Source organism: Ensifer sp. ENS11 (assembly GCF_014851895.1).
GTDB lineage: Bacteria > Pseudomonadota > Alphaproteobacteria > Rhizobiales > Rhizobiaceae > Ensifer > Ensifer canadensis.
In genome coordinates this window covers 67,622-83,089 of sequence record NZ_JACVAN010000005.1, presented here as the reverse complement: position 1 = coordinate 83,089, position 15,468 = coordinate 67,622, and the positions used below count along the sequence as shown (strand labels likewise).

Here is a 15,468-nt window from a genome sequence, read left to right as displayed (position 1 = left end):
ATTGCATAGGGCGGCGGGATCCTCCCGCCGCCTTGATTGCGTCTGTCACTGGCGGATTTCATCATCGCCAGAACGGATCACTTGATGCCGATCTCCGAGAGCTGAAGCATCGAGTTGGTCGCCATGGTGGGCTTGAAGTCCAGGCGTTCGGAAACGCGCGAGAAGCCAACCATGTGGAAGAGCAGCACGTCAGCCACCACTTCATCATGCACATAGGCAATGGTTTCAGACCAGAGCTTGGCGCGTTCTTCGCCGACAGCCGCCGAGGCGCGCTTGATCAGATCGTCGACCTTCGGGTCTGAAAAGCCCGACTGCGTGCCATCGGTTGCGTATTTGAAGAACATCGAGAAGGACGGGTCACCCTTGGAGTTGTCGTGCATGGCAGCAACGAGCTGCGGCCCGCGACCTTCCTTGAACGGCTTGGAATAGTAGCCTTCATGTTCGGCCACTTCGACGAACTTGAGATCGATCTTGAAGCCGACTTCCTGCAACTGTGCCTGGATGGCTTCCATGATCTCCGTCACGTTCGGGAAGTTTGCCGAGCGCGCGATGATGGTGATCGGCGTATCGACCTTCACGCCTGCGGCCTTGGCCTCCTCCAGAAGTTTTTTCGCGGCCTCCGGGTCGAAGGGGAAAACCTTCACGTCAGGGTTCCAGCCGAGCGTCGGGGGCGGCACGATCGCGGTGGCAAGCAGCGCGCTGTCGGGCACCAGAGTACCCAGGAACGCCTGGCGATCGATGGCCATGTTGAGCGCACGACGGACGCGCACGTCGTTCAGAGGCTCGATGTTGTGATCGATGCGCAGATAGACGGTCTCGCTGTCGAGATAGGAGAAGTCGGTCTTCGGGTTGGTTGCGTCGAGCTGCGAGATCGAGGGCGAGAGATCGGCTTCGCCGGCCTGAACCATTGCGGCTCGGACCGACGGATCTGCGCGGAACAGGTAGGTTGCTTCCGTGACCTGCGGCTTCTGGCCCCAATAGTCATCGCGCCCTGTCAGGACGATCTGCTGGCCCGGCGTCCAGTTGGTCAGTTTGTAGGGGCCGGTGCCGATCGGCTCGCGGATGAACTCGAGTGGCGTTTCTTCCGGAACGATCGTGACGAGCGACATCAGCAGCGGCAGGATCGGCTGAACCGGATCCGCGCTGAAATCGATCGTGTGATCGTCGACGACATTGGCGGTAACCGTCATCCCGCCGAAGTAGCGACGAGACTCACAGGCATTCTTGTCGCTCATGATGCGGTCGAAACTGTGCTTGACGTCCTTGGCGTCAAAGGCCGTGCCATCAGAGAATTTCACCCCCTGGCGAAGATGGAAACGCCAGCTTCCGTCTTCATTCTGCTCCCACTTTTCGGCAAGGCGCGGCACGACGCCCTTGTCGCCGCGAACGTCGAGCTCGGTCAGGGTCTCGCTGACATTCTGCATGATGACGCGGCCGATATTCGAGCGGGTTGCCATGCAGGGCTCGAGCAGATCGGCCTCCTCGGCCAGCACGATCTTGATCGGTCCCGATGCGGCAAAAGCAGGCGACATGGCGGAGCCCAACAGGAGCGCCCCCAGGATAAGCGTTTTCTTCATTGCATTTTCCTCCCTAGAAAGTCTCGTTCAGTCCGGCGTCTTGCCAGACCTGAATTTTCCGGAACGCGCGGCGATCAATGCGGCGCAGCATATGAGTGCACCGCCGCCGATGGTGGTCAGCGCGACGGTTTCGCCGAACAGGGCAAATCCGCCGAAGGCCACAAGCGGCAGGCGTAGAAAGTCAACGGGTGCCACGACAGTCGCCGGCGCCAGCGAAAAGGCATGGGTCATCAGCCCCATGCATGCGGTGCCGACCACGCCCTGAAGCGCAAGCAACCCCATTTCCCTTGGGCCAGGAATGGCGAAAAACGGGATGGCGAGCAGCAGGGCGATCGGCACGGTCAAGAGAAGGTTCCACACGACGAGCGTGGACGTGGCGTCGCCTTTCGACATGGATTTCAAAATCAGCTGGATCGCTGATTGAAGCACGGCGCCCGCAAGCGCCAGCAAGATCGCCAGCGTGAAGCCCGTCGCGGACGGGCCGATCACCAGCATGGCGCCGGCAAAACCAAGGGCGACCGCTGCAATCATCGCCGGGCCTGGTCGTTCGCCCAACGTCAACGCTGCACCCAGCACGACAAAAATCGGAGAGGTGAAGGCGATGGCGGTGACGTCGGCGAGCGGTCCCCAACTGAAGGCGGCGAACAGCGCGATCATCGCCAATAGTTTGAAGCCGGCGCGCAGGGCGTGCTGGCGCACCGGATGCGTGGTGCGAAGAACGGATGGGCGAAGCGCAATCCAGGGAAGAAGGATGAGTGCGCCGAAGAACGCCCGGAAAAATCCGATGACGAACGGGTGCACGGCGCCGCTCAGCGCACGCACGATCACGGCATCTGTCGCGGCGAGCGTTGCTGCTCCTGCTGCAAAGACGACGGCCGTCGTAGCCTGGTGGCGACTGCTGGCGCTGTACATGAAGGTCCTCCGTCCCCGGCATCCTTGCGCCGTGTTGTCATGACAATCTATCTTTCGGCAAAGTTTGTCAAATCGTTTTCTTATGTAAAATTATTGAACGCTGCTATTGTTTAAAAATAATAAGCAATTTCAAATAGTTTGGTATGATTGCATGGCCTTGAAGCAAAACTAAATGACATTAAAGAACTTGACAACTTTGAAATTTGGATGATTTTCGAACCTGACAGGAGGGCCTAAATGCATCCCGATGAAATCGCTCGCAACATGAACGGCGTGCTTCGATCCGTGTCCCCGGGGCGCGACGAAGCCTTGTTGCCTTCGTCAATGATCCAGAACCATGCGGCATTCCTGCACTTGCTCGATGATGGTGCGCTCGTGTGCGCCTGGTTCGGCGGCACGCTGGAGGGCAAGTCGGATATCTCGATCTTCGCGTCTGTACTGACGCAAGGCTCGACCGCCTGGGGACCGCCGCAGCGACTGAGTGACGATCCTTCACATTCGGAACAGAACCCGGCGTTGTTTTCCGCGCCGGACGGTACGCTCTGGCTGTTTCATACCTCCCAACCATCAGGAAATCAGGATGAATGCCGGATCCGCATGACTGAGGTGGTGCGCGATCCCGCCGACCCACTGAAGCTCGCAGCGCCAAAGGGGCGCTACCTCGACCTGCCGCGCGGGTGTTTTGTCCGCGCCCCTGTCGTCGTGCGCGACGATGGTGCGTGGCTGCTGCCGATTTTCCGATGCGTGCAACGCCCCGGCCAGAAATGGAACGGCAGCCATGACACGGCCGCAGTGGGTGTCTCCCATGATGCAGGCAGGACGTGGCGGCTCGAAGATATTGAACAGTCCACCGGCTGTGTGCACATGTCGCCGGTCTCGCTCGGAGGGGAGCGCTACGCCGCCTTCTTCCGGCGTCGTCAGGCCGACTTTGTCTACCGGAGCGAGAGCGTCGACGGGGGGCGGTCCTGGTCCGTGCCTCATGCCACGGAAGTGCCGAACAACAATTCGTCGCTAGCGGCAATCCGCCTGCGCGACGGCCGCATCGCCATGATCTGCAATCCGGTGAACGCGCTTCTGTCGTCCGACCGACGCGCCTCGCTCTATGACGAATTGGGCGAAGATGATGGCCGGCCCGATGCGGATCCAAGCGGAGGCTGCGTTCCCGTCTGGGGCGTGCCGCGCGCACCCGTTGCGCTTTGCCTCTCCAACGACGATGGGCATTCCTTTGCGCTTCGCCAGTCGATCGAAGATGGCCCGGGAACCTGCCTGTCCAATGACTCGACCGATGGCCGCAACCAGGAAATGTCCTATCCCTGGCTGCTTGAAGGTCCCGACGGCGCAATGCATCTCGCCTACACCTATCATCGGCGCGCGATCAAATATGTCCGCCTGGCTCCCGGTTGGGACAGTGCGGCTCGACGGAGTGTTTCATGAGCAATATCATCGGTATAACCATGGGCGATCCCTGTGGGGTCGGCCCCGAGATCTCGGTGCGGGCCCTGGCTGAAATGTCCAGCACAGATCGCGCGCAGACGCGCATCTATGGCAATCTGACGACACTGGAGGCCGCTCGATCTGCGCTCGGCCTGGACATCGACCTCACTCCTCATGTCGTTGATCTGCCGATTGAGGGTGCACCGCTGCCCTGGGGGCAACTGAGCCGGGTCGCCGGCGATGCTGCTTTCCGTTTTATCGAGAAAGCGGTGCGCGACGCTGAAGCCGGTGCGATCGGCTGCATCGTCACGGCGCCGATCAACAAGGAAGCGTTGAACCTCGCAGGCCATCACTATGATGGCCATACCGGCATGCTGCGTAGCCTCACCGGGTCGAAGGCTGCCTATATGCTGCTCGCTTCCGAACGACTGAAAGTTATCCATGTGTCGACGCATGTCTCGCTGCAGGAGGCAATCAGAAGGGCGACGACAGAGCGAGTTCTGGCAACGATCAGGGCCGGGGACGCGCATCTCAAGCGCACCGGCTATGCCGCGCCCAGGATCGCTGTTGCCGGCATCAATCCGCATTGCGGCGAAAATGGCCTGTTCGGCACCGAGGATGACGACCAGATTGCGCCTGCGGTTGCGGCCGCGCGCGCCGAGGGTATCGACGCCTACGGGCCGATTTCGGCGGACACGGTTTTCTATCGTGCCTATTCCGGCGCTTTTGATCTGATCGTCGCGCAATATCACGATCAGGGACACATCCCGATCAAGCTGGTCGCCTTCGATACCGCGGTCAACGTCTCGGTCGATCTGCCGATCGATCGGACCTCGGTCGACCATGGCACGGCCTTCGACATCGCCGGAAAGGGCATCGCCGACCACGGTAACATGAACTCCGCCATCGCCTACGCGCGCAAGCTCGTGGCCGGCAGCGCCAAGCAAGGATGACCAGGCCATGACAATTGCTCAAATCACCCTTCATCAACCACGCCGGCTTGCTGTCGGCGCAGGTACGGTCGGAGAGGTCGGTGCCTGGGCTGCCGAAGCCGGCTCCGCACTCGTGATCGCAACGCCGATCACGGCAGGCTTTGCAGATCGATTGCGGCTTTCCGGCCGCGTCACTGTCTTCGATGCGATACCCGGAGAGCCCGACATCGCAACGCTGGATGCAGCGCTCGAGGCCGCAAGGCGGTGCAAGCCGGACCTGATTGTCGGTCTTGGCGGCGGATCAGTACTCGACGTCGCAAAGCTGGTTGCCGCGCTTTGGGATTCGGATCAAACGCTCGTCGATGTCGCGGGCCCCAATCGCGTCGCCGGCCGCAACACTCGCCTGGTTCAAGTCGCGACGACGGCTGGAACCGGCTCTGAAGCGGGCATTCGCTCGCTGATTACCGACCCCGGCAAAGGTAACAAGATCGCAGTGGAAAGCCCGTACATGATCGCGGACTTTGCCGTTCTCGATCCGGAGTTGACCTATTCCGTACCGCCGGCCGTCACAGCGGCGACGGGTGTCGATGCGATGGCCCATTGTGTCGAGGCCTTCACCAATCGTCGGGCGCATCCGATGATCGATGGGTTTGCGCGAATGGGCTTCCATCTTGTCGGCAAATATCTGGCACGCGCGGTCAAGGACGGGACAGATACCGAGGCCCGCGAAGGGCTGATGCTTGCCTCCTATTACGGCGGCATATGCCTTGGGCCGGTAAACACGGCCGCTGGCCACGCCATCGCCTATCCGCTGGGAACCAGGCTCCGCCTGCCGCACGGGCTGGCCAACGCCATCATCTTCCCACATGTACTTGCCTTCAATCGTTCCGTTGCAGCAGAAAAGACGGATGAGGTCGCACAGGCGCTGGGACTGGGCGAGGCTCTTTCGGCGCCGGAACTTCTGAGCGCTGCTCGCGGATTTTGCAGTGATCTCGGCATCGAGATGTCGCTTTCAGCTCACGGCGCGACGTCGAACGATCTGCCGCTCTATGCCAGCGAGGCGCATGCCAACCGTCGCCTGATGGACAACAATCCTGTTGATATGAGCGTCGATGAGGTGCTGGAGGTCTACAGGGCGGCTTTCTAACGCATGTCGCGGAAATGTGCGCAGCGGCGAGAACGACATGCGCAACAAACAAGTGCCTAACGCGCAGTAGGCGAACCTGAGAGGCTACTGCGCTTTAGGCGCCTTGGGCCATTGCCCAATTTCAAGCGCCTCGGCCAAAGGTCGGGGCGCTTCGCGTTGCGAGTGTCGCCGATTTACCGGGTCGTCTGAAACAACCGCTCGCGCGAGCCGGTCAAGTGATCGTGCATCAACTGCTTTGCCTGCGTGCCGTCACCGGCAGCGATCGCATCGCAGATTGCTTCGTGCTCGGCGAAAACACGCGTGAGGCCGGTTGTCTCGCGCTTGACTGACGCGCCATGGAATTTCATGCCGACGGCAATATGGTCCTTGAGGGCTTCCATCGCGGTAGAGAAATAGCTGTTCTGGGCAGCGCGCGCGATCGCCAGATGGAATTGGAAGTCCGCGTCCTCGCGATGCGACTGTCGGTTGGTCGCGTCCCGCATCAACTCCAGCGCCTGGCGAATGGCGCCAAGACTGGCGTCATCATGGCGTGCCGCTGCTGCGGCTGCGGCTGCCGGCTCGACCGTCAGCCGGAACTCGTAGCAGTTCAGCAGATCCGCGACATTCTCCAGCTGTCCGAAGCCAAGTGGCTCCTTCATGCCGACGGCACGAACAAAGCTGCCAGCGCCCCGCCGCGAATAGATCAAGCCCTGGTCACGGATGCGACGAAGCGCCTCGCGGATGACCGGTCGGGACACCTCGAATTCGGCAGCGAGGTCGTGCTCCGTCGGCAAGCGTTCGTCGGGCTTGTAGGCCCCTGATTTAATGGCGCGATGCATCCGCTCGAAGACGAGGTCGGCCAGGCTCTTGCGTGTCGTTCCGTTCTCCAGTCCCATTGTCATCCCATGTCGCGGAGCATTCTGCCCGCAATCTCCCTCAGCGTCCCCGCTTGACCGAATCCTCCGGATTTCGCGATGATGCAATGTCCGTTGGCGAAGGCCAAGCCCAGACCTGGCATGCACTCACCCATTAGCCGGAAACGTTTAATCCCCATCTTGTCCAGCACGGCTTGTGCAGTGGCACCACCGGAAAGAAGCAACGTCGAGGCGGCCTGTGTCAAAGCTGGAAAGACGCTTTCCGCTAGAAGACGGGAGACTTCCTGGGAGGTAATTGCGACATCTCCGTCAACTGCCTGCACAAGAGTGATCAAGCTGCCATCCGAAGACGTGTCGCTCAGGCGGCCATTTGGTGCCGGCAGATAACGCGACTCGAGCGTGGCACGCAATTCTTCGATCTGCGCTAGCGTGATCGGATCACGCGAGCCGATGACAAAAAGTCCGGGCCCTTCTGGGATCTCGGCAGCTAGCGCCTTTGCGTCGCCGGTCATTTGGCGTGCCAGTGCCTCGGCCAATCCGCGTGCACCGATCAGCAGGTCCACACCCGATTCCTGGGCCGATTGAAGCGAGCGGCTCATTTCTTCCGCGGTCGCGATATCCGGGATCGTCATGTTCCCCGCGTGCCGGCCAAGTTTTTCGGCAATCGATATCGGCGTATCCACCCCAAAGCCCTGTACATGGCCGGCCCTTACCATCCGTCCGAAATCCGGAATGGCGGGAGCAACCAGCGCTGAGCGAAAAGGGATAATGTCGAGCTCGGCAGCGATGTGGCCCTTGAGGCGCGAGTCGATCTTCTTGAAAAGGCGCGAGCCCGGCGGCAACGCGGCAAGCGTCGCAGCAGTTGCTTGCTGCGCTGATACGACATCCATTTCCCGCGAGCCAATATTGACTGATATGACCTGCGGGTGCTCGCTCAACGCCCCGGGGATGGCTTCGACGGTAAGCGCAATCTCAGTATGCAGGCCCCTGCTGGCGAATGGGGCGGCTGCATCCAGGGCGCCGGTCAGATCATCGGCGACAATGGCCAGCATGAAACAAGCTCCAAGAATTTGTTGTTATCTTAATTCCTGCGTTTTTGATTGAAATGTCAAGGAGTCTTGGCTTGCAAGTTACAAATAGTTCCTGATGAACCCGGCAGTTTGAAGGCCGTCGAGGAATGACGCCGTGACACGAAATCTAACGCAGCGTTCGTCAGGTGATCGCGGTCCAGATGGAACCCAGGTCAAGAATGCAGTGGCCGGCAGTGGCGCGTGCCAATTGATCTTTGGCAAGTCTTTGCCCGAACGATAGATGAGCTTGTCAGGACCACCGCGAGAGGGATTGATTATCCAATCCCGACGTCTGGCGCTGTAAACGGCGAGGACTGGAGGGAAGGCCTCTGGAGGGGTGTCTTTGAACCGCCGGCTTTGGGGGAAGGGACACTGCTGTCCGCCTCGGTCTGCAAGTACCAGATGTCAATCGGCAACCGCCGGCCAGCGAGCGCAACCTCATTCTGTACCGTCCACAGTGCAGATGGCGCAGGCTTGCGCAATTGTTTGACCAGCGCCGATGAGACAACAAGCGGTGAGCCCAGTACCTTCGTAAGGGCTTCAAGTCGCTGGGCGACATTGACCGCATCCCCTATGACTGTGAATTCGCTATGGCATCCGCTGTCCAGGACGCCACCGACGACGGATCCAAAGTGCAACCCTACGCCAGCGCTTAGGGCAGGATACCCGCCAACCAAATTCTGGTGCTTCCAGTCATTCAACGCATCGACCAGGTCGAGAGCGCAAGCGAGCGCACGGTCTGCGTCATCCTTCATCGCTGTAGGTTGGCCAAACACCGCCATCACGCCATCACCGATGAACTTGTCGACGGTTCCGCCGTGGTCGAAAATGATCCCCGAAACGAGATGACGGTATTGAGCCAGCACCGCTGCCAATTGGCGAGCGGGTGCTGTCTCGGCAAAGCTGGTGAAGTCACGCAGGTCGACGAACATGATTACGGCATTGCGCCGTTCGAGTTCGAGAGCCGAACTTCCTTCCTGAAGGTCGGCGACAACGAGTGGCGAGAAGAACCGCGACAGATTGAGGCTTCGCCTGTCTGCCAACAGAGCCTCCTTCCGCGTCTTATCGTGATCCTTGGCGAGGAGATAAATTGCAAAGGCGGTGAAGCCATAACTCACCGTCAGACCAAGATCCTGATTGAAAAAGTAAGCAACGAACGACATGGCGTCAGCCGTGTGATGCCTGGCGGCGGTAACCGCGAGCATGCCGATCCAGGCAACAAGGACGATGCCTGAAAAGACAAGAACCAGCCGACGGTCAAGCTTGAGGCCAACATGATTGAGGAGAATGAAAGCGACGACGAGGCTGCTCGTCGTAACATTGTGGTTCTCTGTGACCGGGCCGCCAAGGATATGGGCATAGAGGATCAACGCGACCAGCAGTGCGTCAAGAACGACAAATAGCGTTTTCAGCCAGGATCGTCCGGGCAGGAAGCGGGCGCTCATCACAGATGCGATGCTGATAACCAGATAGCAAATAATGACGGCGAAATGGGTCCCTTCAGCCTCTGCACCCCCACCCAGCAAGAGATTAGCGAGAAGTATGGCGAAGGCGACGAACCGCAGAAGGATTGAACGGGTTTCCCGCTCGAAGTCCCAGTCAGCGCTGAGTGAAGATCTCATGTTTTCCTCTGGACATGCGGGCAGGCTTCGGGACCTCTCACGGTCAGCCGAGCTCGCATGCTCTCGGTACCATGAAGGGTAACGCGACCCTTATGGGGCTTCCAACGATGGTAAGGTCAAGAGCTTGTGGGATCGCGCCAGGGGCTTTGCATCTGTCGTGCGCATGCATTGCATTGCGGGTTGGGAGACTTGCCGTGGTTTCAATCGCGGACAGAGGATCCAGTACGGTCAGCAGCCCAAGCGACGAAGGCCGCTTTGAGATGCTCGGCCGCGGGCGAAAGGCTGTGCTGGCGCCGCTGCAATAGCGAGACATCTCGCATCACGTCCGGTTCGATCAGGTCGATGGTCGTGACGTGTACGGCGGATGCGAGTTGGCTGGAATTCTCCGGCAGGACGGCGACGCCCATGCCGGCGGCGATCATGCTGATGGCGGTCGTTGAGAAGCGCACTTCGTACTTCGGCCGGAAATTCGGAGCGACGCGGATGAGGTTATGCTCAACGATGCTGCGCAATGGGTTGGCGGCGGCCAGCGTGATAAGCGATTCGTCTTTCATCTCCTCCCACCGCACGGACTTCCGTTTGGCGAAACGGTGGTCCTCCCGGCACACAAGCATCAGCTTGTCGCGCAAAAGCGGGGTGGCCGTGATCTCCGGATCCTCTTCAGACAGTGTGCCAACGGCGATGTCGACCTCGTTGCGCTTGAGCGCCGGGCTGATCGCCTCCTCGGGCATGTCGCGGATGCTGACGGAAATCTCCGGATACATGCGCAGGAACCGGGCGATGATCGGCGGCACGATGGTTGCGGCGAGCACGATGGCCGCAGCGACGGTGACCTGGCCGCGCTTCAGCGAGGCATTGTCGCGCACGTCGCCGACGGCGAGCTCCAGGTCCTTCAATATTTTGCGGGCCTGCGGCAGGAATTCCTGCCCGACGAGCGTCAGCGACACCATGCGCGTGTGGCGGTCGAACAGGCGCACACCGATTTCCGACTCCAGGTCCCGGATGAGGATGCTGACCGCCGACTGGGTGAGGTGAAGGTTCCTTGCGGCGATGTTGAACTGGCCGAGTTCGGCCACCGCGATGAAGGCCCTGAGTTGCCGCAGGGTTATATTCATGGACGCGACGCCCTCCTTCGAACATGCCGGTTGTGCGGTTTACATCAAACGATGGCGCGGCCTCTCCTGTCTAGCCCGCAGGTGTCGGTTGCTCAAGGCGATCCGCAGCTTTCCCTGCCATCAGCAGTCCCAGCTCCTCGAGGCGAGAACGGTCCGGCGGCAGTTCCCCAAGGATTTCGCCGTGGCACATCACGAGGATCCGATCGCAGATCGCGAAGAGTTCTTCGAGTTCCGTCGAGATCAGCAGGATCGCTCTGCCGCTGTCGCGCTGCTTCAGCATCTCCTCCATGACGAATTCCATCGCGCCGATGTCGATGCCACGGGCGAGCTGGTTGACGAGAATAAAATCGGGATTGCGCGCCAGTTCACGCGCGACCACCAGCTTCTGCTGGTTGCCGCCGGAAAGGTCGCCGATCCGCTGGTTCTCATCGCGGGACTTGATGCGGAAGCGCTTGATGAGATCGCGGGTATGCGTGCCGATCGTGCGCCGATTGAGCATGCCGCGGGCGGCAAAGGGCGGTTGGTCGTATCGCTGGAGGATGGTGTTCTCGCTGAGCGAGAGCGAAAGCACGATGCCATGCTTGTGCCGATCTTCCGGGATGTGGGAAAACCCACAAGCATTGATGCGGGCGGGGTCCAGGCCGGTAATGTCCTTGCCGTTGAGTACGACGCGGCCCGAATCCACCGGCAACAGGCCCGCAAGCGCCAGTGACAATTCGCTCTGGCCGTTACCGGAAACGCCGGCGATGCCGACGATCTCGCCGGCGTGCACATCAAGGCTGATGCCGCGCACGGCCGGAAGCCCGGTTTCGCTACGACAGCTGAGGTTTTCGACCGACAGCACGAGCCGACCGGGGGCGGCAGCGTCGCGGACCAGCTCCATGCCAACGTCGCGCCCCACCATCATGCGGGCAAGGCCTCGCGCATCCGTGTCGTCGACGCCGACGGTATTGACCACGCGCCCGTCGCGCATGACGCTGATACGGTCGCTGACCCGCATCACCTCGTCGAGCTTGTGCGAGATGAAGACGACAGTCTTCCCGTCGGCGGCCAGGTCACGCATCAGGCCAAGCAGGCGGTCGGTCTCCTGCGGCGTCAGCACAGCGGTGGGCTCGTCGAGGATGAGGAGATCGATGCCGTTGAACAGAGCCTTCAGGATTTCGACGCGCTGCTGCTCGCCGACGGAGAGATCTTCGATGAGGGCGTCAGGGCGGACGTCGAGCGCATAGCGATCGCTGAGCTCGCGGATTTTCGCATGGATCTTGTCCATGTCGTTGATGATCCGGAACGCTGATCCCTGGCCGAGGATATAGTTTTCCGCGACGGTGAGGTTCGGCACGAGCATGAAGTGCTGGTGTACCATGCCGATGCGCTGGCGGATCGCCTCGCGCGGGCTGTTGAAGCGAACGGGCGCGCCTTTGTAAACGATCTCGCCCGCGTCGGGTCGCACCATGCCGCAGATCATACTCATCAGCACGCTCTTGCCGGCGCCGTTTTCACCGAGCAGCGCGTGGATCTCACCCTCCTCGATTTGCAGCGACACGCCGTCGCTGGCGATGATGGGGCCGAATCGCTTGTGGATATTATCGATGCGCAGGAATGGTTTGGTGGACATGTCCGTTACCTCATCTCGTAGGGCTGGCCGAGCTTGCTCGGCGCGGCGCCCTTGCCGCGAACCACGACCAGCGTGATGATCGTCATGATGTAGGGAAGGGCTTGCAGGACCTGGTAAGGCACCACGATTGACGCCTGTGCCTGGAGCATCAGTTGCAGGGCATAGAAGAGGCCAAACAGCAGCGAGACAAAGAAGGCCCCCATTGGCGACCACCTCGCAAAGACCACGACGGCAAGCGCGATGAAGCCGCGCCCGGAGGTGATGCCCTCGACGAACTGGTTGGAATGACCGAGCGTCAGGAATGCGCCGCCGAGACCTGCAAGACCTGTGCCGACCATCACTGCGGCGTACCGGTAGGTCGCGACGTTGCGGCCGGCGACGTCGACGGCCTTGGGGTGTTCACCCACAGCACGCAGTGTCAGTCCGAAGGAGGTTCGATTGAGCACGAGGGTGGCGAGGATTGCGACAAGGATCGTGCTGTAGACGATGAAGTTCTGCCGGAAGAAGGCTTCTCCCAGGAAGGGCAGATCGCTGAGCCAGGGGATATGGACCGGCTGGGCGATCTCGATGCCCTTGCCGGTCGAGACATAATAGGTGCGGAACAGGAAGGCGGTGAGGCCCATGCCAAGCAGGTTGAGTGCCGCGCCTACCACGATCTGGTCTGCCTTGATGGTAATTGTGAAGAAGGCGAAAACCAGCCCGAACAGCATGCCGCCGCCGACGCCGGCAAGAAGGCCGAGCGGGATGCTGCCGGTGGCGAAGGCGGCCGCGAAACCGCAGAACGCGCCGACCAGCATCGTGCCTTCCAACCCGATGTTGAGCACCCCCGCCCGTTCGGAAAAGACCTCACCGATCGAGGCGAAGATGAGGGGCGTCGCGAGCCTCCAGGCCGCGCCCATCAGCGCCGCGAGGAAGGTGAAAAACATCATGTCGTCCATGGTTGCGGACCTCTCTTGATCATCTTCATCCCTTGCGGGGAGCGGTTTGGCTAACGCAGGCTCGTCAGCACACCGCGGAACTTGGCGAAGGCCACGACTGACAGGATGACGATGCCCTGAATGACGAGGACGAGAACCTGCGGGACCTGCGATGTAATCTGGAGGACCTCAGAGCCGGACCGTAGCATCGCGAAGAGCCCGCCCGACAGGATCGCGGCCAGGGGATTGTTGTTGGCGAGCAACGCCACGGCGATGCCTTCGAAGCCGTAGCCCGGTGAGATGTTCTGATAGAGCCGGTGGGTGACACCCGCGACCTCGAAGGCGCCGGCAAGCCCGGCCATCGCGCCGCTGATACAGATGGCGATCATCACGTTGCGGCGCACGTCCATGCCTGCATAACGCGCCGCATCCGGGTTGAGGCCGACGACGCGCAAGGCAAAACCGCGGCTGCTGCGTTGCAGGAAAATATAGAGTGCGACCGCCAGCACGATGGCGACGAGGATACCGATATGGAGGCGCATGTCCGAGACGATGCGCGGCGTCCAGGCCTCGCGCACCAGCCGGGCCGATTGCGGATAGGCGGCGCTTGCGTCCCTCATCGGCCCGGTGACGAGATAGCTCGTCAGGATGAGGGCGATGTAGTTGAGCATGATCGTGGTGACGATCTCGCTCGCCTGGAAGCGTACCTTGAGATAGCCGGCGATGCCGGCCCAGGCGGCGCCGGCCAACGCGCCCGCCAGCATGACGAGCGGGGCATGGATCCAGACAGAGAGGCCATCGATGCTGGTGCCGACGAAGGTGGCGGCGATCGCACCGACATAAAGCTGCCCCTCAGCGCCGATGTTCCAGATGCTGCACCGGAAGGCGACACAAAGCCCTGCGCCGATCAGGATGAGCGGCGTCGCCTTCAGCAGGATTTCGCCGATCGAGCGCGCATCCTGGAAGGAGCCCATGATCATCACCGTAACCACGTCGGTCCCAGTGAAGCCGTTCAGCCACAAAAGCGCCGCGCCGAACGAAAGGGCGACAAGGACCGCGGCGATCGGGGTCGCAGCGCTGATACCCGCCTGCGAGAGCGTCCGGTAGAGAGCGTGGGCTGCTTGAGGATACACGTGATCACGCGCTCCCTGGTTTACCTGTTCCATGGATCGGTCCCGATAATTGTGTGGCATTGAATGGTTCGCTGCGACCAGGCATGGCCGGTCGCAGCGAAAGGCCCGTCACTGAGTGTCTGTCTTGATCTCACCGGCGGCGATCTTGTCGCTGATCGCTTTCACTTCAGCGCGGATGTCTTCCGGCACCGAGACCGGGCCGTCATCGCGGAAGGTGAAGGAGATGACCTTCGGGTCCTTCAGCCCGAAGACGACGTTTTGCGTGGGCGGGCTGCCTTCGTGAATTGAGCGCACAACTTCCACCACGCCCTGCGCATAATCGGCGACGTAGAGGCCGAGAATGTTGTTGGGCGCAACCTCGGTAAAGTCGCTGAAGATCGAGAAAGAGCGCACGTCCGGCCCGGATTCCGAAATCGCCTGGTAGCCGCCGACGGTGGCCCCCGAGGCGTTCGGCACGACGAAATCGGCACCCTGCGAGATCATGCTAAGCGCGGCCTCCTTGGCGGCCGTCGTATCGGTGAAGTTGCCGATATAGGCCTCGCTGATCGGGAAGTCCGGGTTCACACTCTTGGCGCCGTTTTTAAAGCCGGCGAAGGCCTGCTGGATCGGTGGGATCTCCATGCCGCCGACGAGGCCCGCTTTTTGGCCCATCTTCGCGGCGATGACGCCCATCAGGTAGAAGGGCTGGCTCGTATCGGTGTTGAGGCCGATGACATTGCCTTCATGGATACTGCTCGACGAGATCAGGAAATAGGTGTCCGGATAATCGAGTGCGACTTCGAGTGCTGCGTCCTGGAATTCAAATCCGTGGCCCAGGATTACCTTGTAGCCCTGGCTCGCGTAGTCGCGAAAGGCCTTTTCGAAGGATGCCGGATTCTGTTGCAACTCGACATAGCTGATCTTGGCGCCGAGCTGGTCTTCAACGCCCTTCAGCGCATTGTAGCCGATCCGGTTCCATCCCTCTTCCGAAACGCTACCGGGCACGAGAAGGCCCATCTTGAAGTCTTCGGCATGCGCAATGTCCGGCCGGATCATTCCGGCGAGGGCCAATCCGAAAATGGACGCAAGCAGCGAGCGACGTGAAAATGCAGTTTTCTTCATTTCATTCCTCCCATTAGATTGTCGTTTCAATCCCCCCGG

Annotated in this window: 13 protein-coding genes; 3 read left to right on the top strand and 10 right to left on the bottom strand. The window is 60.8% G+C overall.

Features of this window, described 5'->3' with window-relative positions:
* Window positions 1-77: 77 nt before the first annotated feature.
* Together IB264_RS11705 and IB264_RS11700 are read right to left on the bottom strand one after the other, a co-directional pair.
* Window positions 78-1,577: an ABC transporter substrate-binding protein gene (locus IB264_RS11705; RefSeq protein WP_025430382.1), complete on the bottom strand. Its 1,500-nt coding sequence runs from the start codon at window positions 1,575-1,577 to the stop codon at window positions 78-80.
* A 27-nt stretch (window positions 1,578-1,604) separates the two neighbouring features.
* A complete protein-coding gene (locus IB264_RS11700; RefSeq protein ID WP_057226004.1) occupies window positions 1,605-2,489 on the bottom strand; it encodes a DMT family transporter in 885 nt (294 codons plus the stop codon).
* 237 nt (window positions 2,490-2,726) lie between these two features.
* Here IB264_RS11700 and IB264_RS11695 point away from each other — a divergent pair, with 237 nt between their 5' ends.
* From IB264_RS11695 to IB264_RS11685, 3 genes are read left to right on the top strand one after another with little or no spacing between them, the layout of a single operon-like run.
* Window positions 2,727-3,923 carry an exo-alpha-sialidase gene (locus IB264_RS11695; protein WP_192433367.1) on the top strand — a complete coding sequence of 399 codons (1,197 nt, stop codon included), beginning with the start codon at window positions 2,727-2,729 and terminating at the stop codon, window positions 3,921-3,923.
* On the top strand, window positions 3,920-4,876 hold the full coding sequence (gene pdxA / locus IB264_RS11690) for a 4-hydroxythreonine-4-phosphate dehydrogenase PdxA (RefSeq protein WP_025430379.1): 957 nt from the start codon (window positions 3,920-3,922) through the stop codon (window positions 4,874-4,876). Before IB264_RS11695 ends, pdxA begins: the two co-directional genes overlap by 4 nt.
* Before the next feature lie 7 nt (window positions 4,877-4,883).
* Window positions 4,884-6,002, top strand: a complete 1,119-nt coding sequence (locus IB264_RS11685) for an iron-containing alcohol dehydrogenase (protein WP_041692920.1) — start codon at window positions 4,884-4,886, stop codon at window positions 6,000-6,002.
* Window positions 6,003-6,175: 173 nt separating this feature from the next.
* Here the strand turns inward: IB264_RS11685 and IB264_RS11680 are convergent, their stop codons facing one another.
* From IB264_RS11680 to IB264_RS11645, 8 genes are all read right to left on the bottom strand, one after another.
* Complete coding sequence (locus IB264_RS11680; protein ID WP_025430377.1) at window positions 6,176-6,877, bottom strand: FadR/GntR family transcriptional regulator; 702 nt, start codon at window positions 6,875-6,877, stop codon at window positions 6,176-6,178.
* A 2-nt stretch (window positions 6,878-6,879) separates the two neighbouring features.
* Window positions 6,880-7,908: a four-carbon acid sugar kinase family protein gene (locus IB264_RS11675; protein WP_192433365.1), complete on the bottom strand. Its 1,029-nt coding sequence runs from the start codon at window positions 7,906-7,908 to the stop codon at window positions 6,880-6,882.
* Between the two features lie 293 nt (window positions 7,909-8,201).
* On the bottom strand, window positions 8,202-9,548 hold the full coding sequence (locus IB264_RS11670; RefSeq protein WP_192433363.1) for an adenylate/guanylate cyclase domain-containing protein: 1,347 nt from the start codon (window positions 9,546-9,548) through the stop codon (window positions 8,202-8,204).
* Window positions 9,549-9,748: 200 nt separating this feature from the next.
* Window positions 9,749-10,663: a LysR family transcriptional regulator gene (locus IB264_RS11665; RefSeq protein ID WP_025430374.1), complete on the bottom strand. Its 915-nt coding sequence runs from the start codon at window positions 10,661-10,663 to the stop codon at window positions 9,749-9,751.
* A gap of 70 nt (window positions 10,664-10,733) precedes the next feature.
* Entirely contained in the window at window positions 10,734-12,278 is a 1,545-nt protein-coding gene (locus IB264_RS11660; protein ID WP_192433361.1) for an ABC transporter ATP-binding protein, read from the bottom strand.
* Window positions 12,279-12,283: 5 nt separating this feature from the next.
* On the bottom strand, window positions 12,284-13,207 hold the full coding sequence (locus IB264_RS11655) for an ABC transporter permease (RefSeq protein ID WP_375154964.1): 924 nt from the start codon (window positions 13,205-13,207) through the stop codon (window positions 12,284-12,286).
* A 59-nt stretch (window positions 13,208-13,266) separates the two neighbouring features.
* Window positions 13,267-14,361, bottom strand: coding sequence for an ABC transporter permease (locus IB264_RS11650; RefSeq protein WP_084814062.1), 1,095 nt, complete (start codon window positions 14,359-14,361; stop codon window positions 13,267-13,269).
* Between the two features lie 75 nt (window positions 14,362-14,436).
* Complete coding sequence (locus IB264_RS11645) at window positions 14,437-15,429, bottom strand: BMP family protein (RefSeq protein ID WP_025430371.1); 993 nt, start codon at window positions 15,427-15,429, stop codon at window positions 14,437-14,439.
* Between the last annotated feature and the right edge of the window lie 39 nt (window positions 15,430-15,468).

Excerpts from the sequence above, each read along its gene's own strand:
- pdxA (WP_025430379.1), top strand. The coding sequence starts at position 3,920 with ATGAGCAATATCATCGGTATAACCATGGGCGATCCCTGTGGGGTCGGC.
- IB264_RS11670 (WP_192433363.1), bottom strand. The coding sequence starts at position 9,548 with ATGAGATCTTCACTCAGCGCTGACTGGGACTTCGAGCGGGAAACCCGT.
- IB264_RS11685 (WP_041692920.1), top strand. The coding sequence starts at position 4,884 with ATGACAATTGCTCAAATCACCCTTCATCAACCACGCCGGCTTGCTGTC.
- IB264_RS11675 (WP_192433365.1), bottom strand. The coding sequence starts at position 7,908 with ATGCTGGCCATTGTCGCCGATGATCTGACCGGCGCCCTGGATGCAGCC.
- IB264_RS11705 (WP_025430382.1), bottom strand. The coding sequence starts at position 1,577 with ATGAAGAAAACGCTTATCCTGGGGGCGCTCCTGTTGGGCTCCGCCATG.
- IB264_RS11650 (WP_084814062.1), bottom strand. The coding sequence starts at position 14,361 with ATGGAACAGGTAAACCAGGGAGCGCGTGATCACGTGTATCCTCAAGCA.
- IB264_RS11680 (WP_025430377.1), bottom strand. The coding sequence starts at position 6,877 with ATGGGACTGGAGAACGGAACGACACGCAAGAGCCTGGCCGACCTCGTC.
- IB264_RS11645 (WP_025430371.1), bottom strand. The coding sequence starts at position 15,429 with ATGAAGAAAACTGCATTTTCACGTCGCTCGCTGCTTGCGTCCATTTTC.
- IB264_RS11655 (WP_375154964.1), bottom strand. The coding sequence starts at position 13,207 with ATGATGTTTTTCACCTTCCTCGCGGCGCTGATGGGCGCGGCCTGGAGG.
- IB264_RS11665 (WP_025430374.1), bottom strand. The coding sequence starts at position 10,663 with ATGAATATAACCCTGCGGCAACTCAGGGCCTTCATCGCGGTGGCCGAA.
- IB264_RS11700 (WP_057226004.1), bottom strand. The coding sequence starts at position 2,489 with ATGTACAGCGCCAGCAGTCGCCACCAGGCTACGACGGCCGTCGTCTTT.
- IB264_RS11660 (WP_192433361.1), bottom strand. The coding sequence starts at position 12,278 with ATGTCCACCAAACCATTCCTGCGCATCGATAATATCCACAAGCGATTC.
- IB264_RS11695 (WP_192433367.1), top strand. The coding sequence starts at position 2,727 with ATGCATCCCGATGAAATCGCTCGCAACATGAACGGCGTGCTTCGATCC.